The 23596-nt window shown below is 60.0% G+C and carries 20 protein-coding genes; 19 read left to right on the top strand and 1 reads right to left on the bottom strand.

Features of this window, described 5'->3' with window-relative positions; translation table 11 throughout:
• The first annotated feature begins 203 nt into the window (after window positions 1–203).
• The 3 genes from AC0L2U_RS18200 to AC0L2U_RS18190 all read left to right on the top strand — a co-directional run bounded on the left by AC0L2U_RS18200 (window position 204) and on the right by AC0L2U_RS18190 (window position 2816).
• The gene (locus AC0L2U_RS18200; protein ID WP_473602441.1) at window positions 204–1043 is read left to right on the top strand and encodes an SDR family oxidoreductase; all 840 of its coding nucleotides are present in this window, start codon (window positions 204–206) and stop codon (window positions 1041–1043) included.
• A gap of 72 nt (window positions 1044–1115) precedes the next feature.
• Entirely contained in the window at window positions 1116–2111 is a 996-nt protein-coding gene (locus tag AC0L2U_RS18195; RefSeq protein WP_473602373.1) for a Gfo/Idh/MocA family protein, read from the top strand.
• A gap of 18 nt (window positions 2112–2129) precedes the next feature.
• Window positions 2130–2816: an SDR family NAD(P)-dependent oxidoreductase gene (locus AC0L2U_RS18190; RefSeq protein WP_473602371.1), complete on the top strand. Its 687-nt coding sequence runs from the start codon at window positions 2130–2132 to the stop codon at window positions 2814–2816.
• 64 nt (window positions 2817–2880) lie between these two features.
• Here AC0L2U_RS18190 and AC0L2U_RS18185 read toward each other — a convergent pair whose 3' ends face one another.
• Entirely contained in the window at window positions 2881–4035 is a 1155-nt protein-coding gene (locus AC0L2U_RS18185; RefSeq protein WP_473602370.1) for a LacI family DNA-binding transcriptional regulator, read from the bottom strand.
• Between the two features lie 31 nt (window positions 4036–4066).
• Between AC0L2U_RS18185 and AC0L2U_RS18180 the strand changes: the two genes are divergently transcribed.
• From AC0L2U_RS18180 to AC0L2U_RS18105, 16 genes are all read left to right on the top strand, one after another.
• Window positions 4067–5284: a CaiB/BaiF CoA transferase family protein gene (locus AC0L2U_RS18180; protein ID WP_473602369.1), complete on the top strand. Its 1218-nt coding sequence runs from the start codon at window positions 4067–4069 to the stop codon at window positions 5282–5284.
• Window positions 5284–6114, top strand: coding sequence for a 3-ketoacyl-ACP reductase (locus AC0L2U_RS18175; protein WP_473602368.1), 831 nt, complete (start codon window positions 5284–5286; stop codon window positions 6112–6114). Before AC0L2U_RS18180 ends, AC0L2U_RS18175 begins: the two co-directional genes overlap by 1 nt.
• A complete protein-coding gene (locus AC0L2U_RS18170) occupies window positions 6111–7661 on the top strand; it encodes a sugar ABC transporter ATP-binding protein (RefSeq protein WP_473602367.1) in 1551 nt (516 codons plus the stop codon). Before AC0L2U_RS18175 ends, AC0L2U_RS18170 begins: the two co-directional genes overlap by 4 nt.
• Before the next feature lie 11 nt (window positions 7662–7672).
• Window positions 7673–9142: an aldehyde dehydrogenase family protein gene (locus AC0L2U_RS18165; protein ID WP_473602366.1), complete on the top strand. Its 1470-nt coding sequence runs from the start codon at window positions 7673–7675 to the stop codon at window positions 9140–9142.
• 10 nt (window positions 9143–9152) lie between these two features.
• Window positions 9153–9974, top strand: a complete 822-nt coding sequence (locus tag AC0L2U_RS18160; RefSeq protein WP_473602365.1) for an HAD family hydrolase — start codon at window positions 9153–9155, stop codon at window positions 9972–9974.
• Between the two features lie 12 nt (window positions 9975–9986).
• Window positions 9987–10979, top strand: a complete 993-nt coding sequence (locus AC0L2U_RS18155; RefSeq protein WP_473602364.1) for an ABC transporter permease — start codon at window positions 9987–9989, stop codon at window positions 10977–10979.
• 102 nt (window positions 10980–11081) lie between these two features.
• A complete protein-coding gene (locus AC0L2U_RS18150) occupies window positions 11082–11996 on the top strand; it encodes a substrate-binding domain-containing protein (protein WP_077380575.1) in 915 nt (304 codons plus the stop codon).
• 63 nt (window positions 11997–12059) lie between these two features.
• Window positions 12060–13022, top strand: coding sequence for a dihydrodipicolinate synthase family protein (locus tag AC0L2U_RS18145; protein ID WP_473602363.1), 963 nt, complete (start codon window positions 12060–12062; stop codon window positions 13020–13022).
• Window positions 13019–13459, top strand: coding sequence for a MaoC family dehydratase (locus AC0L2U_RS18140; RefSeq protein ID WP_473602361.1), 441 nt, complete (start codon window positions 13019–13021; stop codon window positions 13457–13459). The genes AC0L2U_RS18145 and AC0L2U_RS18140 overlap by 4 nt, the downstream gene beginning before the upstream one ends.
• Window positions 13447–15102 carry a GMC family oxidoreductase gene (locus AC0L2U_RS18135; RefSeq protein WP_473602360.1) on the top strand — a complete coding sequence of 552 codons (1656 nt, stop codon included), beginning with the start codon at window positions 13447–13449 and terminating at the stop codon, window positions 15100–15102. Before AC0L2U_RS18140 ends, AC0L2U_RS18135 begins: the two co-directional genes overlap by 13 nt.
• Window positions 15089–15877: an enoyl-CoA hydratase/isomerase family protein gene (locus tag AC0L2U_RS18130; protein WP_473602359.1), complete on the top strand. Its 789-nt coding sequence runs from the start codon at window positions 15089–15091 to the stop codon at window positions 15875–15877. The genes AC0L2U_RS18135 and AC0L2U_RS18130 overlap by 14 nt, the downstream gene beginning before the upstream one ends.
• A gap of 26 nt (window positions 15878–15903) precedes the next feature.
• The gene (locus tag AC0L2U_RS18125) at window positions 15904–17514 is read left to right on the top strand and encodes a GMC family oxidoreductase (protein WP_473602358.1); all 1611 of its coding nucleotides are present in this window, start codon (window positions 15904–15906) and stop codon (window positions 17512–17514) included.
• Window positions 17515–17553: 39 nt separating this feature from the next.
• The gene (locus tag AC0L2U_RS18120) at window positions 17554–17835 is read left to right on the top strand and encodes a muconolactone Delta-isomerase family protein (RefSeq protein WP_077380579.1); all 282 of its coding nucleotides are present in this window, start codon (window positions 17554–17556) and stop codon (window positions 17833–17835) included.
• Between the two features lie 206 nt (window positions 17836–18041).
• Window positions 18042–19301 (top strand): glycerate kinase type-2 family protein, encoded by a 1260-nt coding sequence (locus AC0L2U_RS18115; protein ID WP_473602357.1) that lies wholly within the window; start codon window positions 18042–18044, stop codon window positions 19299–19301.
• Between the two features lie 480 nt (window positions 19302–19781).
• A complete protein-coding gene (locus AC0L2U_RS18110; RefSeq protein WP_473602356.1) occupies window positions 19782–20546 on the top strand; it encodes an HAD-IIA family hydrolase in 765 nt (254 codons plus the stop codon).
• A 659-nt stretch (window positions 20547–21205) separates the two neighbouring features.
• A complete protein-coding gene (locus AC0L2U_RS18105; protein WP_473602354.1) occupies window positions 21206–23470 on the top strand; it encodes a patatin-like phospholipase family protein in 2265 nt (754 codons plus the stop codon).
• Window positions 23471–23596 lie beyond the last annotated feature (126 nt).

The following is a 23596-nucleotide window of genomic DNA, read 5'->3' as shown; positions in this document are numbered from 1 at the left end:
ATACCCCCTTTGTGGCCCGCAACACCATAAAACCCCCCCTCACCCCAAACCCCCCCGCCCCCATTTAAAACTCCCGGTATCCCCCTTCCTAAACCCCGGGGCGCCCCCCCGGGGGGCCCGGCCCCCCCCCGGGTTTCCACAACCTCAGCAGGGCTTAGGAAGCAATGGCTGCAATCACAAAGCAGGACGAAATATCCGGCAAAATGCTCAACCGTTTCGATGGCAAGGTCGCGATAGTCACTGGTTCTACGCAGGGATTGGGAGAAGCAATTGCACACCTTTTGGTCGATCGAGGTCTTTACGGCCTCGTTGTCACTGGGCGTAGCGAAGAGCGTGGCCAGAGGGTCGTTCAACACGTCCAGAAGCTTGGCTGCAAGGCGATCTTCGTGGCGGCCGATCTGTCCCGGCATGACGACGTGCTCAGGATCGTGGAACGATGTGACATGACATTTGGTCGAGTGGATGTCCTCGTGAATGCAGCCGGCAATACCGATCGAGGCACCATCCTCGACACTGAGGAAGCGCTGTACGACCAAATCTTCGCTACGAATGTCAAGGCACCTTTCTACCTGATGCAGAGATGCCTCTCGATCATGGTCCGCGAAGGTATCAGGGGATCGATTCTTAACGTGATTTCGATGAGTGCGCATGGCGGACAGTCTTTTTTGTCAGCCTACTGCGCTGCGAAGGGCGCGCTAGTGACCCTCACCAAGAACACCGGCTTTTCAATGATGCGCTACGGTTGCCGCATCAACGGCCTCTGCATCGGCTGGATGTATACGCCGGGCGAAGAGCAAACGATGCGGCGCTGGCATGGAGCGACGGATGGCTGGCGTGCGGACGCGGAGTCCAAGCTCCCCATTGGTCGAATGCTTGACATGCACGAAGTCGCAAGAACTGTCGCATTCCTATGCTCGGAAGAAGCGGGAATGATGACTGGCTCCGTCATCGACTACGATCAGTCGATCCCGGGCTGCTTCGACGCAGTTCCGCAGCCCCCAGGGATCCCGCTCGGTATAAAGACCAAACCGCCCGTCGACTAACCAACATCGTCGGCCTGCCGCGGCAAGGGCCGCGTCAGGTCCTCGACGCTCAAGAATCTGTGAGGAAGCATAGTGCTCAAAATCGGAATTCTGGGGGCCGCGCGGGTCGCGCCCATGGCGATCGTGGAGCCGGCGGCGAGACGCGAGGACGTCGAAATTGTCGCCATCGCGGCCGCTCGGCCGGGCAAAGCCGAAGCATTCGCCCGCGCGCACAACATACCCAGGTTCTATCGCAGCTACGAAGACGTCATCGAAGATTCCGAGGTCGACCTGATCTACAACGCCTTGCCACCCCATAGTCACGCGCGGTTTTCGATCCTTGCGCTCGAAGCGGGCAAGCACGTCCTTTGCGAGAAGCCGTTTGCCATGAGTGGTCCTGAAGCTCGAACTATGGTGGCGGCCGGAAGACGCTGCGGCCGACGGATCATAGAGGCGTTCCATGACCGGTATCATCCCATTTTTCTGTATCTCGTGGAATTGGTCGGGTCGGGACGCCTCGGGCGCATAAGCTCGCTCAAGGGTGTCTTCAATCACTCGATCGGTCCGGATGGCGGTGAGTTTCGTCACATTCCTGAATTCGGAGGTGGCGCGCTCATGGATCTCGGTTGCTACCCGGTCCACTGGTGCCGCTCGCTTCTCAACGAGGAGCCCTCAATCGTCGCGGCGCGCTGCAAGATGTCCGACACCGGCGTTGATGAGGAGATGAATGCTTGGTTGCGTTTTCCGTCGGGCGTCACCGCGGAAATCGAGACAAGGATGTCTCCTTCCTGGGATATGCATGCACGTTTCGAGGTTGCGGCCGAGCATGGGACAGTCATTCTGATCAACAGTCTCCTGCCCCATCGCGGTCATTCGGTGCTCGAAACGATCAACGGCAAATTCCGGGAATTCACGATCGCTGGAGGCACGACCTTCGACTATCAACTGGATGCCATCGTGACCGCCATTCGCAGTGGATCGCCCGTGCCGACTGAAGGCACAGACCCGATTGGCAATATGGACACGATCGATGCGATCTACCAAGCCGCCGGCGTAATGCGAGATGGCGTGGAACAGCTCATTTCCTGATTTTCTGAGGAGCAGATTATGTCTGTAGTGGTGATAACAGGAGCGGAACAAGGGCTGGGCCTCGCGCTGGCCAGGCTTTACGCCAATGACGGCTTCCGGGTCGTGGCCGGCTGCCTCAATCCGAATCTCAAAGGGATCGTCGCGCTAGCCGCTTCAAGCCCTCAGGTTGAGGTCATTCCCCTCGACGTTACCAGCGAAAGCTCGGTTGCCGCGTTCGGCGACAGGTTGTCCGGACAGGCCGTCGACCTTCTCATCAACAATGCAGGCATTCATCGTCGCAAAGGATCGGCACCCGAGAGCGTGGTCTTCAGCGACTGGGAGGACACGCTTCGCGTCAACACGCTGGGCGTGGCGAGAATCTCGTTTGCGCTGCGCGCAAATCTCGTCATGGCGGCCCAGGCAAGGCTCGTAACCATCTCGAGCGATTGGGCTTCGGTTTCGCAACATCCCGGGACCGCTTACGACTACTGCTCTTCGAAAGCGGCGGTAAACAGCGTCATGCGGGGAATGGCAATGAACTGGGCCAAGGACGGTGTGATCATCTTGATGGTCCATCCAGGCTGGACGCGGACAAAGATGGGCGGGGCCGACGCTCCGCTTCTTCCGGAAGATAGCGCAAGTCGCGTGAAGTCGCTCATTTCACGAACGACGACTGCGGATAATGGGCGTTATGTCGACAACCTCGGCAACGATATGCCGTGGTAGCAGGTTTCGTCTTCTTCCTACGCGGCGTGGTCCAGGCGGCCTAGCTACGGCGCCGAAAGAGAGCCTAGTTCGCGCGACCAGGTCCCGTGCTCCCCCGCACGACCAGGCTGATAGGAAGCTCACGCTCTCTCATGTGTCGGCGTTGCAGCGGTGATGCGAGAATGTAGTCGGCCGCAAGGCGCCCCATGTCTCGCGCCGGGACCTCCAGCGTCGTCAGCTCAGGCGCGGTAAGCACCGCGATTTCGAGGTTGTCAAAACCTATGATCGAGATGTCCTTTGGAACAGCGAGGCCCGCTTCAACGCAATATTTGATAGCGCCGGCCGCGAGGATGTCGCTGCCGCAGAACACCGCGGTCGGACGTGGCGAAGAGGCCATCAGCATCTTCATCGAGCTACGGCCGTTCTCTATCTTGTAGGCGTCTTCGGCCACCGGCACCGAAGCAGCGTCAATACCCGCCTTGGCCAGTTCCCGCAGGAAGCCGTCCCGTCTACCCCTGGCCCGATCATTGTCCTGGGTGATGCCGGCAATCATTCCGAGCCTTGTGTGACCAAGATCGAGGAGATAACGCGCCGCGGCGCGCCCAGCCTTTTCATTGTCGAAGCCGACCGCGGCGCCCGCATCAGTCGCGGTAGAAGTGTAAGTAAAAACGTAGGCGACGCGCTTTTGTTCGAGCATGGCCAGCGTTTGCGGGCGGTGCTCGGCGCCGACCAACAATACTGCCTCTGCCCCCCTTTCAACGAGGAGCTTCGCCTGTTCGTATTCCAGGTCGATATCATAGGTTGAAGTATTCAGGATAAGGGAGACGCCCTTCTCCGCCAGCCGCGCCTGAAGGGCGTCGACCATGGTTGCGTAGATCGCATGATCGAGGGTCGGAATGATGGCTCCAACCAACCGTGTACGTGTTGAACGCAGCGCCCGCGCCGACCCGTTTGGCACATAGCGCAATTCCGCTGCGGCACGAATGACTCGTTCGCGCACGCTCCTATTGACAGTGGGATTGCCGTTAAGGACGCGGGAAACGGTGGCTGGCGAACACTCCGCCAATTTGGCGACGTCGATGAGCTTTGCGCCTTCCTCGTTGTCCATGCCTGCTTCCACGCTGCCTTGAGAAACCGTTTTCTGATAGCTCATTTTTTGTAGCTTAGCACCGGTTTTCTTGCTTTTCTGTGCATAAGTCACTTGACATAAGGAGGCAATTTCAAGAAAACGATTTCTCAAGGCCGTTCTCAGAAGGCCAGAGGGAGCGAAAATGCTGCTTAACGGCATAAAAATCGTAAGTTTCTGCCATTTCCTGCAGGGGCCCGCGGGCGCACAGTATCTCGCCGACATGGGTGCCGACGTTATCAAGGTTGAGCCTATCAATGGAGCCCATGAACGGCATTGGTCTGGCGCCGATGTGTTCGTCGAGGGAATCAGTGGCTTCTATTTGTGCGCAAACCGGAATAAGCGCTCGATTGGCGTCGACCTCAAGACATCAGAGGGCAAGGACGTTGCTCGTCGCCTGATCGCCAGCGCCGACGTGGTGATGGAGAACTTTCGACCGGGCGTCTTTGCCAAATTGGGCTTCGATGCGGCCGCCCTCGACGCTCTCAACCCAAACTTGATCTTCGCCTCCGCAAGCGGATTTGGTTCGACCGGGCCTATGGCGGATAAGCCTGGTCAAGACCTGCTGATCCAGGCCCGGTCGGGACTGATCGGAGTGACTGGCGCACCGAAGCAGGGGCCAACGCCTGTTGGCGCGGCAATTATCGACCAACATGGCGGCGCTCTCCTCGCGATGGGCATACTAGGGGCTCTTGTGCGCCGTCTCCGGGACGGAAAGGGAACGCGGGTAGAGGCTAGCCTGCTGAATTCCGGCATCGATCTTCAAGGCGAGGCACTCGTGAACTTCTTGGCCGGCAACTTTACGCGAAAGGTTCTTGATCGTGAGGACAACCTTGCGACTTGGTTTCACGCGGCACCTTATGGGGTTTACAAGGCGAGCGACGGTCACGTCGTGATCTCGCTCTGCGACCCGGCAACACTGGCCGAAGCGCTCGATAGCGATAGTATCCGAGAGTCCGTAGACATAGACCGGCTCGGCGACCGCGACGAATACGCGCGGCGGCTGAACAGTGTGACCGCGAAACTCTCGGTGGCCGAGCTCGATCACCGCTTCCAGAAACACGGGATCTGGTCGGCGCCAATCCAGTATTACGACGAACTGCTGTCTGATCCGCAACTGGTTCACTCGGAGGTGTTCAGGCAGGTTTCCGTGCGAGGCCGCACCATTCACCTGGTCAACCACCCAAACCGATACGACGGCAAGGTTCCTGAGCTTCGCGTGCTTGCACTGGAGATTGGTGAACATACCCGCGAGATCCTCGCTGAACTCGACTACCGGCAGACTGAAATCGAACAACTGTTGCGGTCTAAAGCCGTCGTTGCGTCGCGTGGTGAAACTGTGACTGCAAGGCAAGCCTCATAATGCTGGTTAAATCCTCACAGCATTCGATTGATGCACCATCCCTCAAGGGTCGTGAGCCAGGGGACCGGGGCGTCGCAATCGTGACCGGCGGGCGCAGGGGCATTGGCCGCGCGATCTGCCGTGAACTGGCCTCGGCTTGTTTCGACCTCGCCGTTGTCGATGCTGTCGACGACGAGAGCAGCCATGTGACTGTCGATCTCCTAAGAACGACTGGTTGCAAGGTTTCCTTCTACAAACGCGATATTACTCAGACCGAAGGTAATTCTGATTTCATATCCCGTGTCGAAGCCGAACTCGGCGCGGTGACTTGCCTGGTCAACAACGCCGGGATCCAGGTCTCCGTCCGTGGCGATCTCCTCGAGGTCACGGAGGAGAGTTTCGACAGGTTGCTCAACGTCAACCTGCGGGGAACCTTCTTCCTCACGCAAGCGGTAGCCAAAGCCATGCTGGCACGGTCGGCTGGCCGGCATGACAGGACGATCATCACGATCACTTCGGCTAACGCTGGTCTGGTCTCGCCGGAAAAAGGACCCTACTGCATCTCAAAGGCCGGCCTATCGATGGCCTCTCAACAGTTCGCACTTCGCTTAGCAGACGCCGGGATCTGCGTTCATGAGGTGCGTCCGGGCCTCATCCAGACCGACATGACAGCCGACGTCTATGAGCGCTACACGAGCCAGGTCGAAGGTGGCGGGCTTTCCGCGATACGGCGCTGGGGGCAACCTGAGGACATAGCACGCGGCGTGGCCGCGCTTGCGGTCGGCGCGATACCTTTCAGCACTGGCGACATCTACCACATCGGCGGCGGAATGCAGATTCATCGGCTATGACGAAAGCTCTTTTTTCACCTCAACGAGAAAACGATTTCTCGAAACAAACGGCGGCTCCCGCGCTGGTCCTCGAGATGCGGCGCATTCACAAAAGATTCCCCGGGGTTAATGCGCTGAAAGACGTCAGCTTCACCGTCAGCCACGGCGGCGTCCATGGTGTCATCGGGGAAAATGGGGCGGGCAAGTCAACGCTGATGCGGGTTCTCTCGGGGGCCTACATCGCTGATGAGGGCGAGGTGGTGGTTGACGGAAAGGTGGTGCCGTCCCCTACCCCCGACGCCATGCTGCGCCTCGGCATAGCCGTGATCTATCAGGAGCTCGCCCAGGCGCCTCACCTGACAGTCGCCGAAAACATTTTCCTAGGCCGCCTCACGAAGACCAAACTGGGGACCGTCGACTGGCCAGGCGTCAGAGAGGGTGCCCGGGAAGTGCTCGGTCGACTTGGCTTCGACGTGAGTCCTGAGGCCCGCATTGACCAAATCAGCGTGGCCCAGCGCCAGATGGTCGAGATTGCAAAGGCGATCGCACGCGACGCACGGATCATCGTTCTCGACGAGCCGTCAGCCGTGCTTGGTGATTCCGAGCTTGCGCATCTGTTCAACATAATTCGGCGTCTGAGTCGTGAGCATGGCGTCTCGTTCATCTACATCACCCATCGCCTGAAGGAATTGTTCGAGATCTGCGATGACGTCACCGTCATGCGCGACGGCGAGGTCGTGGCATCAACGCCGATCGCCTCGACGAATACGGGCGAACTCATCCGGCACATGGTTGGACGTGAGTTGAAGGATGTCTTTCCGAAACGTGTCGAACCTCGGAGCGAAATCAGGCTGCGGGTCAGTAACCTGACGCGCGATGGTATTCTCGACAACATCTCGTTCGATGTCCGCCGTGGCGAAATACTCGGTGTTTGCGGGCTCGCGGGATCGGGGCGCACGGAGGTCTTGCGCGCCATCGCCGGTGCCGATCGTATCGATGCCGGCTCCGTCGAGGTCGATGGCAAGGCGGTCTCAATCGACACGCCCCAAAAGGGCCTCGCTGTCGGAATTGGACTGCTCCCCGAGGACCGGAAGACAGAAGGTCTGTTCCTCGACCAGTCTGTCGGCTTCAACATTACAGTCTCAAAGCTTGGACTGGTTAGCTGGCGGGGCCTGATCCGTCCAAGCAGCGAGAACTCGGTGGTTTCCCGGTTTATCCGCCAGATGCGGATAAAGACGCCCGCAGCGGGAACCAAGGTGCGCACTCTTTCGGGCGGCAATCAGCAGAAGTGCGGCATCGCGCGCCAGTTGCACGCCGGCAATGAAATCCTGCTCGTCGATGAGCCGACACGCGGAGTCGATGTCGCCGCCAAACGAGAAATCTATGACCTGCTGGTCGAACTCACGGCGACGCGCGGAAGCAGCGTGGTGATGGTCTCGTCCGAACTGCCGGAAATCCTCGGTCTTTGCCACCGGATACTTGTCATGCGCCAAGGCTGCGTGGCGGCCATTCTCGAAGGCCCCGGCGCCACCGAAGAACAGATCATGTCCCACGCGGTCTGGCATTGAAGGAAAAGCAGATGAGCATACGAGACTACAAGCATTTCATCGGCGGCCGCTACGTTGACGGCGTCGGCACGGACTCCATTGAGCGCGTGTCTCCCGCCAACGGACAAACAGTTGCACGCTACGCCAGGGGAACCACCGGCGACATCGACCTTGCGATTGAGGCGGCACGCACTGCATTCGACGAAGGTCCGTGGCCGCGAATGAGCGGCATGGACCGCGCAAATATCCTGCACGCCTGGGCGGAACGTCTTCGGGAAAACAAAGATCGTCTCGTTCGTATCGAGGTCGAGGAGGTCGGCAAGCCTATCCGCTTCGCGCGTGGCGACATTGACGGCGCGATCGGCCTTATACGCTACGCGGCATCGCTCGCCCTGCAGATGTCAGGGTCCGCCTATACCAATCTCGGGGAAAATAAGACTGCGATGATCATGCGAGAGCCCGCCGGGGTTGTCGCGTTGATCACACCTTGGAACTTTCCGGCTTTGATCGTGGCCCAGAAAGCCCCGTTTGCACTGGCGGCCGGCTGCACCGTGGTGCTGAAGCCAGCCGAGTTCACCTCCGGCAGTGCGTTCGAGATGGCGGCATTGGCCTTCGAGGCCGGCGTGCCCGCCGGGGTCTTCAACGTGGTTAGCGGACAAGGCGCCACGATAGGCGACCACCTCACCTCACATCCCGGGATCGATTTTGTTTCCTTCACCGGATCGACGCGCACTGGCCATCGTGTTGTCTCGAATACGGGGCGCAATCTCGTTAAGTCCTCAGTTGAGCTTGGGGGCAAATCCGCAAACATCGTCTTTGAGGATGCGGATCTCGACGCGGCGATAGACGGCGCGCTGATGGGCGTGTTCTTCAACAATGGCGAATGCTGCATTTCCGGTTCAAGGCTTTTCGTTCAGTCCAGCATTGCCGACGAATTCGTCAGGCAGGTCGTCGAGCGCTCCTCTCGCGTGAAAGTCGGCGATCCATTCGACGAGGCCACAGACGTCGGGGCGCTCATCGATGACCAGCATCTGGCGAAGGTCGCCGCTTTCGTAAAGTCCGGCATCGATGAAGGCGCCGAACTCGTGCTCGGCGGCGGCATTGCAGCCGGGACTGGCGGGCATTTTCACGAAGCCACGATCTTCGATCGCGTCGATCCGAGGATGACGATCTTCCGCGAGGAGATCTTCGGACCGGTACTGAGCGTCACCCGTTTTGACTCCGTCGCAGACGCAATTCGGCTTGCGAACGATACGATCTATGGCCTGGCAAATTACGTCTGGTCCAGGAACATCAACACGGTCATGACCGTAGCAAAGCAGCTGAGAAGTGGCCTTGTCCAGGCAAACACGGTGATTGATGGCGCCCCGCAGCTACCGCTTGCCGGGGTGAAGGGATCGGGCTTCGGGTACGAAATGGGCCAGGCGGGTTTTGAGGAGTTCACGCAGCTCAAGACCCTGCTCATTCACACAGGTCCCCGCACCCCGATATTTGGCAGTTGAGGACTTGGCGATGCCCGATCTGCGCCTCTTTGTCACCGACGTCGACCGGACGCTTTTGACCCACGATTATGCTCTTCCGGCTCGCGTGTCTGGAGCCCTGCGCTCTCTTCGTGATGCCGGCGTGGCGGTCGTGCTGGCCAGTGCCCGGTCGCCGGCAGCGCTGAGGCCGTATGCGGAGCGCCTGGACGTTACAGATCTTGCGATCTGCTTCAACGGTGGTTGGATCGGCAACGTCGCGACTGGGGCGTCAATTTTCCAGGCACCGATTGAGAGGGCCGCCGCGCTTGCGGCGATGATCGAGGCCAAGACTGAGGGCGTGAACCCCATGTGGTTTACGACGTCAGGGATTTACGTACTGGAAATCACTGAGAGCATCCGCCGCGAAGCGGAGATCACCCGTGAAGCGCTCCACGTCGTAGCCAATCCTGCCGACCTGCCTGACAAGCCAGGCAAGATCATGTGCGTCGCAGCCAATCCCGGCGACTTATCGGGCTTTCAACGATTGCGGGAGCGCCTGGGCTCCGAGCTTTCAGTCGCCTCCTCGCACACACGGCTGCTGGAGATCGGACCTCTCCAGGTCTCGAAACGATCGGCACTCGAGACCCTGGCAACTCGGTTGAACATCACGCGAGCGCAGTGCGCAGCTGCTGGCGACGCCGAGAACGACATCGAGATGCTGGAGTGGGCGGGCGTTGCCGTGACCGTGGCCAACGCACTGACCGCCGTCAAGCGCCTCGTCGGATTCGTCGGCCCTTCCTGCGACCAGGGAGGATTGGCCGATGGTGTCACTTGGCTGTTGAAGCATCAGGCACATGCGCGCGCGGTTATCTAAGGGAGGAAGAACATGGAAATCACGGCGCGAGACGTTGCCCCGGGTTCAGTGGCGGGCATTTCCCGCAGGATGCGCTCCTGGGCACAAGGCATCGGGCTCTTGTGGGTGCTGCTGATTCTCTGCGGGGTCGCGATCTATCTCTCCCCCAGCTTTCTGCAAACCGGCAATCTGCTCAACGTCGGTCGTCAGGTTGCCCTGTTCGGCATCGTCAGCGTCGGCATGACTTTCGTCATCCTGACACGTGGCATTGACCTTTCCGTCGGCTCGATCGTCGGGGTGACATCCGTGAGCGCAGCAATGATGCTGGCCGCCGGCGTGTCGATCCCAATCGTTGTCCTCGCAGCACTCGCTATCGGCGTTTTGTTCGGCATCTTCAACGGCGTTGGTGTGGTCGTCCTGGGCATGCCGCCCTTCATCATGACACTCGGAACGCTGGTGATGGGCAGAGGCATCGCGATGACGATCGCCGACGGTCAGCCCAAGAGCCTCGGCTCGGCCGCAGATGGATTCCATTTTCTTGGTGGCGGGTTCCTGCTGGGAATCCCGGTGCCGATCTGGATCTTCGCCGCGATCGTCGCCGTAGCGTATTTCGTGCTGCGTCACACTGCTTTCGGCCGCCAGGTCTACGCGGTGGGCTCGAATGCCGAGGCCGCGCGCCTCGCGGGCATAAATGTCCCCCGCGTGCTGATGAGCGTCTATGTCATATCCGGCCTGCTCTCGTCCTTGACGGCACTCATCTTCGTTTCCCGGCTCACCGTCGGTGAGCCGACCGCCGGGACGAACCTGGAACTCGAAGCGATATCGATCGTGGTGATCGGCGGCACCAGCCTGTTCGGCGGAGAAGGCGGCGTGGTCGGGACCGTGATCGGCGCCGCGATCATCGCCCTGATGGCCAACATCCTCAATTTGCTCGGCATTTCGCCCTTCACGCAGCAAATCGTCAAAGGTGCGATCATCCTCGCAGCCGTCGGCTTCGAGGTCATGCGTCACCGGAAGGGCAGATAGGCATCTTTGTCCGGCGAGCCTCGACAATGGTGACGAGGACGCTGGGGCAGAGGAAACTGGGAGGTAGAAATGGAACTTACACGCCGCAGAACACTGACGCTTATGGCCAGCGCCGCCGCTATTCCACTGATCGGAATTGGCAGAAGGGCATTCGCTGACGACAAGATCAAAATCGGCTTCAGCCAATGTACATTGAACCATCCCTGGCGTGTTGCGCAGACCAACGTCAACAAGGCGTACGCCGATGCGAACCTGAAGGATGTCGAACTCGTCATCACTGACGGCAACAACGATTCCGGCAAACAGGTGTCCGACATCGAGAACCTGATCGCTCAGGGACCGAAGGTGCTGATTGTGTCGCCGCTCACTGCCGACGCACTGACACCCATCGTGAAGCAGGCCATGGAGAGCGGGATCGCCGTGGTGACCCTGGATCGTAAGGTCAACACCAAGGTGACGTGCCACATCGGCGCGCTCAATCTCCCGATCGGCGCGGCAGCCGCGGCCTTCCTTGCAAAGAAGCTGGGCAACAAGGGAGCCATCATCGAGCTTCAGGGCACGGCTGGCGCATCGGCCACGACAGACCGCAACAAGGGCTTTGTCGATGAACTAGCCAAGACCCCCGATCTCAAGATCGTGGCGACACAAAATTGCGACTACACGCGCGACAAGGCGGTCAAATTCATGGAGGACATGGTGCAGCGCTTTGGCGAAGGCGAGATCCAGGCCGTCTATGCCCACAATGACGAAATGGCGCTTGGCGCCATCCAGATCCTCGAAGGCGCAGGACGTCTTAAGGACGTTCTGGTGATCGGCATCGATGGACAGAACAACGCCATTGACGCGGTTGCCGCCGGCAAGCTGGCAGCGACGTTCACCTATCCGTACGTGGCGCCGGAGGGCATCGAATATGCCTACAAGATCGCGAAGGGAGAAAGCGTCCCGGAAGAGGTGCTCCTCGAATCCGTCGCGATTACCGCCGAGAACGCCAAGGACATGATCGGCAAAGGATTCTGAAATCGAGGAAGGGGCCGCCGCACGGATTGCGCGGCCCCTTCGATCATAGGCAAGGAGATTAGAGTGACCAGTATCGCATTCGAGCCGAAGGGGGTGATCCCCGCCTGTCTGATGCCATTCGACCCCGATTTCGCGATCGACGAGAGGGCGTATCGGCGACACTTGAACGATATCGCGGCGGTCGACGGCGTCGACGCTATCGCCGTCAATGGGCATGCCGCTGAGGTCCACGCGCTGACTGTCGAGGAGCAGCATCGGGCCGTCGCCGTGACGGTCGAGGAGCTCGCTGGCCAGGGCGTGGCCACACTCGTCGGAATCTATTCGAATTCGAGCCTTGAGGCCGGGCGTCTTGCGGCACGCGCGCAGGCCGAAGGCGCACAGGGCCTGCTCGTCTTCCCACCCGATTTTATGGCGCTTGGCGGACATTTGCGCCCGGAAATGTCGATCGAGCATCTGAAGCACATCACGGGAGCCTCAGACCTCCCGATCATCCTGTTCCAGTACCCGCTCATCTCCAATCTTTCCTATCCTCTGTCGACATTGATCGATCTCTGTGTCCGCTTCCCGTCGATCCGCGCGGTGAAGGACCAGATCGGCGACGGCAACCAGCACGAACGGCAGATCCGCGAACTCAAGGCCTTGGACCAACCTGTCCGGACATTGACAACTCACAGCGCGTGGCTTCTGGGGTCGCTCGCGCTGGGCTGCGACGGGCTACTCTCAGGCGCTGGAAGCGTCATTCCCGACCTTCAGGTCGCGCTCTTTCGCGCGGTGCAGTCCGGCGACCTGACGCAGGCGCAGGCCGTCAACGACCGGATTTACCCGATGGTCCGCGCATTTTACGATGCGCCGCTCCTCGATATGCACAATCGCATGAAGGAGGCTCTGGTGCTGCTCGGCAAGCTCGAGCGTGCCGTTGTGAGGCCCCCATTGATGAAGCCTATTTCGGCGGAAATCACCAAGATCGGCAAGATGCTGTCCGCTGCTGGCATCACCGGCAATACAGTCTATGGATACGCGGCATGACGTCGGCGAGCCAATTTTACCTCAATCCGGGCGATGAGGTGGTCCTCGAACGCGAAGTGACCGAGAGCGCGGTAAGAGCCTTCGCAGATGTCAGCGGCGATCACTCTCCAAATCACGTCAATGATGGCGAGATGGAGGGTACCCCTTATGGGGGGCGCATTGCCCATGGCGCGCTGCTCGTGGCCTACATGTCGGCCTGCTCAACGGAAATCGTCGAGCGAGTTCCGGATGTGCGAGCGACCGAAACGCCGGTCTCACTTGGCTATGACCGAATCCGCTTCCTCCTCCCCGTCCGGATCGGCGACAGGGTCACCCTCAGATACACGGTTCGCGAAATCGACGCGGAGCGTCGCCGCGCCCGCTCCGACATTGTAGTCACCAATCAGAACAACGAGACTGTCTGTGTGGGGGAGCACATCCTGAAATGGGTTCGCTAGGCAGACAAGACCCGACCTACGACTACATCGTGGTCGGCGGTGGATCATCCGGCTGCACGGTTGCCGCCCGCCTGTCGGAGGATCCTGATTGCAAGGTCCTGCTGCTGGAGGCCGGCGCCCGCGACTGGAACCCTTACATCCACCTGCCCGTCTGCTACTACAAGACGACCAAGGGCCCCCTGACCTGGGATTTCGCGCTGTCATCGCAAGTACATCAGGATGGCATAACGCCGCCCTACACCCAGGCGCGAGTGCTTGGGGGTGGCAGTTCGATCAATGCGCAGGTTTATATCCGGGGCGTAGCGGCGGATTACGACCACTGGGAGGCGTCCGGTTGCCCGGGGTGGTCCTATCAGGACGTGCTGCCTTATTTCATGCGGGCCGAGGCAAACGAACGCTTCGCGGACACCTACCATGGCACGGACGGGCCTCTGGGTGTCTCGGACCAGCGCCATACGCATCCTTTGTCCAAGGCCTTCATCAAGGCGTGCCAGGAATACGGCATGCCCTACAATGCGGACTTCAACGGCCACGACCAACGCGGCACAGGCCTCTATCAAGTCACCAACCGCAATGGTCGCCGCTGCAGCGCGGCAGTCGCGTATCTCGGAGCCGCGCGCAAGCACCCCAACCTCGAAGTCCGGACCGGCTGTTTCGTCCACCGCATCGTGATCGAAGGCGGACGCGCAGTGGGGATCGAGGGCGTGACAGGCAAGCGGCCATTTTTTGCGCGGGCCGAGCGGGAGGTCGTGCTCACAGCCGGGGCCATCAGCACGCCCAAACTGCTGATGCTGTCCGGCATAGGACCAGCGAAGCACCTTTCCGCCCATGGCATCCGGTCTGTCGTCGACCTGCCCGGCGTTGGGCAGAATTTCCACGACCACCTGGACATCTTCATGATGTACAACGTTACCGGCATCGAGAGCTATGACGTCTATAAGAAGGCCCATCGGCAGGTCTGGGCCGGGCTGCAGTATGCGCTATTCCGCAATGGTCCGATCAGCGCGACCGTAGTTGAGGGTGGGGCTTTCTGGCCGGCGGATGGGAACGATCCCTCTACCGACATCCAGTTTCATTTCCTTGCCGGAACCGGGATCGAAGCCGTCACGGGAGATCAGTCAACGGGGAATGGATGTACACTGAATGCCTACCTCGTTCGGCCGCGTTCGCGAGGCAATGTCTCGCTTGCAAGCGCCGACCCCGCGAGGGCGCCGGTCATCGATCCCAATTTCCTATCGGAAAAATTTGATCTCGATCATACCGTCGAGTCAGTGCGGATCGGTCAGGACATCATGTCCCGGCCTTCGATGTCGAAGTACATCGCCAACGAGTTCATGCCCGGGCCTGCTGTTCGAAATCGGGCTGACTACGAGACCTACGTCCGCCGGGAAAGCCGTTCCGGTTATCATCCAGTCGGCACATGCCGGATGGGCGAGGACGACCTGGCCGTCGTTGATCCTGAACTCAGAGTGCGCGGGGTGGATGGGCTACGCGTCGCCGACGCGTCGATCATGCCACGTCTGGTGTCGGGCAACACGAACGCGCCCACGATCATGATTGGGGAGAAGGCATCTGACCTCCTGAAGGGTAACCGCAAAGCGATGACTCCAGTTACGACGGGACTTGCGTATGCAGCGGAGTGAAACCATCACCCGCCTCGTTCTGGCGGAGCGAAAGGAGCGGGTTCTCGTTGTCACGCTCAACCGGCCCGACAAGCTTAACGCGCTGTCGAAGGAGCTTCTGGGCCAGTTGGCGGCGTGTCTGAACGAAGCCGAAGCCGATCCGACACTCGGATGTGTTGTCTTGACTGGTGCCGGCCGAGCCTTTTCGGCGGGAGCAGACATTGCAGACATGCTCGTTCGGGGCGTCGCCTCCTATACCGATCCCGAACGGCTGGAATCATGGCGATCGGTCGAGGCTTTTTCAAAGCCCCTGCTTGCGGCTATCAACGGTTTTGCGTTCGGAGGTGGACTGGAACTCGCCCTGCTATCCGACATAGCCTTGGCCTCCGAAACGGCGACCTTTGCATTCCCGGAGATCAGGATCGGCTCCTTTCCGGGCGATGGCGGCACGCAACGCCTGCCGCGGCTCGTGGGCAAATCCTTTGCTATGCAGATGATCCTGACGGGACAGACGATCGATGCGCAACTTGCCGAGCACAAGGGTCTGATCAGCGAGGTCGTGCCTGCGAATCGCCTTGTGCAGAGAGCTCTGGAAATCGCCAATGCGGTCGCTGCGAACTCGGTTGCTGTTGCGCCCTTCGCCAAGCGCGCTGTCCTCGCCGCTGACCGGATGACCCTGCCCGAGGGCCTGCGACTTGAGCATGAACTGACGACCGAGGCGTTCGGGCTCCACGACCGAACGGAGGGGTTGAGAGCCTTTGCGGAGAAGCGACCGCCTGTGTTCATAGGTCGTTGACGAACCGGGAAAACCGGGAGGAAATGATGTGGGACTATATCGTGATCGGGGCAGGCTCGGCGGGTTGCGTGCTCGCCAACCGACTGAGCGAAGACCCCGCCGCCAATGTGTTGTTGCTCGAAGCGGGTAGCCGGGACTGGAACCCCATGATCCATATTCCGGGGGGCATCGGCAAGCTGTTCGGGCGTGGCGTGAACTGGCGGTTTCATACTGTTCCGCAGCAAAATCTCGACGGTCGCTCGGTGTGGTACCCACAGGGGAAAACGTTGGGTGGATCAAGCTCGATCAACGCAATGATCTACATCCGGTGCCAAAAAGAGGACTATGACAATTGGGCCTCCTTGGGAAACCGGGGTTGGTCTTACGAAGATGTCCTGCCCTACTTCCGGAAGTCCGAGGACAACGATCGCCTATCCAACAGGTATCATGGACAGGGCGGACCGCTGTGGGTCTCCGACCAGGTCAGCCCGCATCCGCTGACCAAAGCCTTCGTGAGAGCCGCTCAGCAATATGGCCTGCCGTTCAACCCGGATTTCAACGGCGAAAGCATCTATGGCGCCGGATTCTATCAGGTGACTTGCCGGGACGGCCGCCGGCGCTCAGCAGCTGTCTCCTATTTGCGCCCCGTCCGCACCCGCAAGAACCTGACCGTCAGGACTCGTACACGGGTGACGCGCATCGTAATTGAAAACGGCAAGGCGGTCGGCGTGGAACTTGACGGGGGCCGCGAGATCCTGCGTGCGAACCAAGAGGTCCTCGTTTCGAGCGGGGCGATCAATTCTCCCCGGCTTTTGCTGTTGTCTGGGCTAGGTCCCGCGGATGAATTGAAACCGCTTGGCATAGCGCCGGTCGCCGACTTGAAGGGTGTCGGCCGAAATCTCCAGGATCACCTTTGCACAAACGTCCACGTCACACTCAAGCAGCCTATCAGCTACGATGGGCACGATCGCGTTCCTTGGTCGATGCTGCACGGGATGCGCTGGCTGCTCTATCGTAACGGGCCAGCCGCTTCCGTGATCGTCGAAGGCGGCGGTTTCTTCCAGACGGAAAATGCCACCCGTCCCGACCTGCAGGTCCACATCGCGCCTGCTACCGTGGTGCGTGGGGGGCAAACGCGGCTTCCCGGTGCACGAGGCTTTACCATCAACTCGACATTTCTGCGACCAAGGAGCGTCGGGTCGGTCCGGCTTCGATCGGCCGATCCAGCCGCGGAGCCGCTGATCGATCCCAACTACCTCGCAGATTCTTATGACCGCGGCATGGCCCTGAAGTCAGTGCGGTTGATCCGCGAGGTCCTTTCGCAGCCCGCGATCGCTAGGTTCATCGAGGCTGAGCGGCTCCCCGGCCCGTCAGCCCAAACCGATGACGAGATCATGGCCTATGTCCGGCAATATGCATGCTGCGACTACCATCCCGTCGGCACCTGCAAGATGGGCGTGGACGACATGGCCGTCGTCGACTCCGATTTGCGGGTGAGAGGCATCGAAGGGCTGCGTGTCATCGACTCCTCAATCATGCCGGTGCTGATCAGTGGCAACACCAACGGTCCTGCAATGATGATCGGCGAGAAGGGCGCCGATCTTGTCAAAGGCAACCAGATGGCGGCTCCCATTGCGCCGCTTGCCGCGGTTGCATGAATCGACGTCCTCCTGGCGCCAAAGTGGAGTGGCCGAAAAATGCAGTTCCTAATATTGTCTCGGCGGCGAACAAGTGAATTCACTGCAGCCGAGTTCGACGAATTGGCTAAACAGGAGGCGGACCAGGCCCGGCAGTTGTACGGGCTCGGCTTCACAAGACAGCTGTGGCATCGAGGCGATCAAGGCGGGGCCTGCCAAATCGCGGAGGCGGCCGATGAGGTCGAGGTCAGAACCAAGCTCGCAACACTGCCGTTCGCGAAGGCCGGCATGCTGGACTTCGAGATCGTTCCTTTGAAGCCGTATGCGGGGTTCTACACTTGAATATCTGGCCAAGACCCGGCTGACCAATAGATCACGCGAAAACCATTTGAAAAACCGCCGTTGCCCTGCCTGAGGGACGCGACGATGCCGCCTACCCGAATGGAAAGACCGGCCTCGCAGCGGAACTGCCAACTGCCGCAGGCAAAAGGTCGATGGCAGCCCTCCCTTCCATTAGTCAGCAATGAGGCAAGTAGGAGATTGACCGCATGTTCGATCCCAAGTCGTTCCTGGCCTCGATCTTCTCCGCCGCCGTCGCGGCAGCTAATCCGGACCGGATGATCCGTGACTATCTTCCGCCAAGACCCAAGGGCCGGACTATCGTAATCGGCGCGGGCAAGGGCTCCGCCCAAATGGCGTCGGCATTCGAGAGGGCTTGGGCCGCACCGATGGAGGGTCTGGTCGTAACTCGGTACGGCTTCGGCGCGCAGTGTGAGCGTACGGAAATCATTGAGGCAGCGCATCCGGTACCGGATGCCGCCGGCCTAAAAGCATCGAAGCGCATCCTTGAGAAAGTTTCTGGTCTGACCGCCGATGACTTGGTTGTTGCGTTGATCTCGGGCGGTGGTTCAGCCCTGCTTCCCTCACCTGCCCCAGGCCTGACGCTTGCCGACGAAATCGCCGTTAACGAGGCATTGCTCGAGTCCGGCGCGCCGATCATGGCCATGAACACCGTTCGCAAGCATCTCTCGACGATCAAGGGGGGTCGGCTTGCACTCGCCGCGCATCCGGCCAAAGTCGTCTCGTTGATCATTTGCGATATACCAGGCGACAACCCGGCGCTCGTAGCTTCTGGGCCGACGGTGCCGGACCCTGCTGATCGGGCCGACGCGCTGAATTTTATAGCGACGTATGGCATAAGGGTGTCCGCAAAGGTGATGGCGTATCTCAATTCTGCTGCTGCCGACGCACCCTCGCCATCCGATCCGCGGTTTGCCGGAAACGAGGTGCACGTCATCGCGTCAGCCGCCGTCTCTCTCGAAGCCGCGGCCGCCGAAGCGCGCAAGCAGGGAGTCGAAGCCGTCATTCTGTCGGATGCGATCGAAGGCGAAGCGCGGGACGTGGGTCGAGTGCACGCGGCAATCGCGCGCGAGGTTGCGCTGCGAGACCGGCCCTTCCCCAAGCCTGTTCTGATCCTTTCTGGCGGGGAAACTACAGTAACACTGCGTGCGAAGGGCAAGGGCGGCCGCAATAGCGAATTACTGCTGTCCTTCGCCATCGGCATCGATGGGATTTCAAGTATTAGCGCCTTGGCCGCAGATACGGACGGCATAGACGGTTCGGAAGACAATGCTGGTGCCTTCGCCAACGGATCGACAGTCGCGCGGATGCGACGGGCAGGCTTAGACGCCAGGGCCATGCTCGCCGGGAACAATGCCTGGACGGCTTTCGATGCCGTCGGAGATTTGTTTGTGCCGGGTCCGACGGGCACCAATGTAAACGACTTCAGAGCTATATTCGTGCGGTGACCATCTACACCGGCACGCTCAGCGAGGCATGCGGTGGGTGGTGTCCGACCATGTCACAGTGCGAACATCCGGCCGACTAAGCGGGCCGAGCTCAAACGTGCAGATGGCCTGGCGTGGCGGGCAACATCCCGCGAGATGTGACGGCCGCTCATTCGATGCACACCAGTCGGGCGCTTGTGCTCGAACTGCATCTTCCTCGCCTTAACCCGGCCCGGCGCCAGTTGTCAGGGCCGCTGCAATCGGCGTCTGTCAGAGGAACCGCGTCCCAACCAACGATACACCGTCCGGCGGGCGATCGGATGCGCCACCGACCCTTTTTTACGCTGCTACTTCCAATTGCCGCACTAGAGATTGGTAGTCCTTCCCGGGCGGCTCTGAATCCGTACATTCGCCTGCATTCTTGCCTCGAAGGCCAAACCCGGTGGCGCCGACATTTTTCAGGCAGTGCATCCACCCGAGGAGATTGAGAGTTCAGATCCGATGATCATCGCGCACCTGCTCGACATGGACGGGGTCCTAGTCCGAGGCAGTCAACCGATTGAAGGCTCGGTAGACTATGTCGCCGGACTGGTCGCCGAGGGTCGGCCGTTTCAGATCTTCACCAACAACTCACGCTTCACGCCGGAAGATCATGCTGAGCGCTTGAAGGCCGTTGGCTTCCCTGTATCGCCCGAGCACGTCTACACATCGGCGCTTGCCACCGCACGGTTCGTCAATCTGCAAAGACCCGGAGCCTCCGCTTATGTCATCGGCGACCATGGCCTGGTCGATCCCCTACGGCGTGCAGGCTGCCGGATTACGGAGTTTAGCCCCGACTTCGTGATCCTCGGCGACACCACTTCGTATCACTACGAGCAGATCGCCACTGGCGCCGAGCTTGTGGCAAGAGGCGCATGGTTTCTCGCCACTAATCCCGACGCCACTGGCCCGACTGAGCTTGGCTTTCACCCCGCCTGCGGCGCGGCGGCAGCACTCATCGAGAAGGCCACAGGCCGTCAGCCCTATTTCGTGGGAAAGCCAAACCCATTCATGATGCGAAGCGCGCTCGAGCGGCTAGGCGTGAGTGCGGCTGATACGGTCATGGTCGGTGACAGAATGGATACGGACGTAATCGCCGGACTGGAATCAGGCATGAAGACAGCCCTTGTACTTACGGGCGTCAGCACGCGCGCTGACATGGAGCGGTTCCCATTCAGACCGGACTACGTGATCGACCGTCTCGCCGATCTTGGGCAGTTCTTATGACGGAATGACACTCCTAACACTACTGGGGCAAAGATCACCACCAGCGTGCGAAAGGAGCCGACAGGCGCGAGCTTGCGCCGCACAGGAGAGCGACAGGGTGATCTAACGACCCTCAGCCCCTTTGGAAGCGCTTCCCCGAGCGCAGAACCACAATGCATGCGGCTATCACCTGCCTCAGGCCAGCGACCGATGCGATGAAGCGCCAGTCTATTGCCGAAGAGCTTTAGAGCGCTGCTGATCGCATCGCGCGATATGCCGCGCTCGGATTTGCAGGTCATCCGTCAGTCCGATTACTCCGATTGGTGCGGTGCGCGTGACGCTGGCCGGCGTTCTTAAGATAGCCTTCCGGCACCTCGGAGCTAGCGCTGGTCTGGAAGGCGCCCATTGCAAGCCCGAAAGCATCAAGCCCGACAGAAATTGCCGCGACGGCAACCAGAGTAGCCGCGTGCTGTTCGCGGTTGAGTAGGACTGGCCGTGTATTGCACCGCTGCCCGCTGGTAAGCCCCGAGAAGCGTTTCTCGAACACCCTGTATGGGCTCATTCCTCGTCGTGCCTTTGGGTCTTAGTGTCGATCAAGCATCTAGACTGCACCGTCCGCCTGATTACTGTGAGGTTGCAAGTTTAGTCGCCGATACTGCCAACGGAAGAACGGAGCTGAAATGCCCGAAGCAACCTACGCATTCGCCCGCTTGCGTCTATGGCGTTGGAGGATGCGGAGAGCGCTTCAACCCATCCTCATCGCACTGCTCAGCATGTGGCCAGTCACCATTACAGTGATCCTCCTGCTCGCGTGCTTCTTGTTTCCGGGAACGGCGTCCGATCAGGTGGTCGAAACGATGCTTGGCTACGCCCGTCACGGCGAGGCAGTCGATATTCAATGGACCAAGTTCGCGATCACGCTTCTGTCGGCCGCAGCACTCTCGACCATATTGCGCCGTCAATCCGCTGTCTTGATTTCCCGATCGACGGTTCCGTTTAGCTATCGAATTTGGATCAACAGGATCGTCGGAACCCTTCCGCTGATCCTTCTGGCGGTCTTGATGGTTCGCCTCAGGGACGAATTGGCACCGGCGAGTTACTGGCTCCTCGCCCTACTGAGCGTCCTGATCATCGCGTACGTTCTGTCGGCGCGAAGGGCTGCGCTCGACTCGCGCCTATCGGCGCACTCGTCCACGACGCGACGCGGACACCGCCTGCCAACGGTGCTCTGGGCTTACCTGTTGCCGATTCTGCTGCTGAGCGCATTCGCGGCTTCGACAAGGGATGAAACCTTTGGTCTGCCCATCAGCATGATTTCGATCTCACAAGCGCTCGGTCCCCTCAACATACTCCTCTTGGCCTGCTGCTTTTGGACGATCGTTACATCGTGGCTGGTGCGTTTCGGCCGGCGTACCAGGCTACCTGCCGTTGGGTTTCTGGTCGTGCTGGCGGTCGGCCTAATCGCGCTGAACGTGAACGACAATCACCAGATCCGCCGGATCGGACGTTTTACTCCATCGATAGAGCTGGAGAATGCTTTCGGCAGTTGGCTCGCCTCCCGACCCGACCGCGCCGACTTTAATACCTATCCGGTGATCTTGGTTGCCGCTGAAGGTGGAGGCATCAGGGCCGCAGTGTTCACAGCCACCGTCCTTTCTCGGCTTGTCGACCGATGCCCGCGGCTGGCCCAGCACATATTCGTAGTTAGCGGGGTTTCTGGTGGCTCGATCGGTGCCGCTATCTATGCGGCAGCAATGAAAGCCAAGCCGCCCGAAACCGAGGCGAGCCGATGCGATCTAAAGGACGTGAGTTCCTCGACGTATCAGGATGCTGCAATGGAGGTGTTGGCTGACGACCACCTTTCACCGTTGCTCAGTCGCTACTTTTTTACTGAGATCTTCCAGCAATTCTGGCCTGTCCCCGTTCCAGCTTTCGATCGTCAACTTGGACTCGAGTGGAGCTTGGAGCGTTCCTTTGCACGTGTTTTCGGGGAGGACGTCCTGTCTAATCCGCTTTATGGCCTCGTCCCGACTGCAGAGGCCGCTAGCGTTCCGTACCTCATCCTGAACTCGACGAGAGTTCGCGACGGTCGGCGGGTCAGCATGAGCCCGATCTATCTCAGAACTGACGCGAAAGGCGGCGGGGACGACTGGCATGCCGTGGACTATCTCAATGGCCCACCACTCAGCGCGGCGGCGGGTACAAGTGCGCGGTTTCCGTTCATTTCGCCGCCGGGGTCATTCACATCCCTTACCGTGAAACGAGAAGGTGAGGTTTGGGTCGAGGACCCAGACTTCAAGGGGATCAAAGACCAATACGTTGACGGGGGCTATTTCGATAACTCGGGGGCGCCGACACTTATGGGAGTCTACCGGGGGCTCGATAAATACCGTGAGGACAGAGGAGCCGATGCACCGAAGTTTTCTATCCTGGTGGTGCATATCGGTAACGAACCTCTCTGCGACGCTGCTCAGGCGAGCGCCGACGAAAGACCGTGCTCGGAACCCAAAGATTCAGGCGGCCACTCGAGCGTTCTTGCCGAAGCAAGCATCGCCCTTGAGACGGTGAAGCGAGTACGTAGCGCGCGAGTGGGCTATGGCTTGAGTGAGCTCGAAGATTTGGTCATGGCCACTTCCGAGATGCGCGTGACGCTCGATCCACGAGGTAAGACGGACGAAGAATTGATCGCGATGACTAAAGAGGCGATCGCCAACCAGCCGAGCACTCTCGATAGGTACTACAGCATCCAAATGCGCGATCGCGGCGTGACAATCCCGTTAGCCTGGCTTCTTTCTCAGCGGGCGATCGACGACCTGCATACTCAGTTGGACCCTCTTACGCCGGAGACCTGCGCCAGAGACGCGTCCACCCGTCGAAGTGGCTACGCCGCCTGTCAGATTGGCGAGTTGCTGACGTCGTTTGTGAAACTGACCCAAGCCGAGTAGCCGTCGGCGCTTGGGCGAGCGACTGACCACGACCGCGCTCTAGTGCCCTGCAACCGGTTTGATCTCGATGTCCACGTAGGCCGTGCCCGTGACCAGTACCTCCATGTCGGTGCGCTATGGCTGCGG

This window comes from Mesorhizobium sp. WSM4808 (genome assembly GCF_055811675.1).
This window is presented reverse-complemented; position numbering and strand designations above follow the sequence as displayed.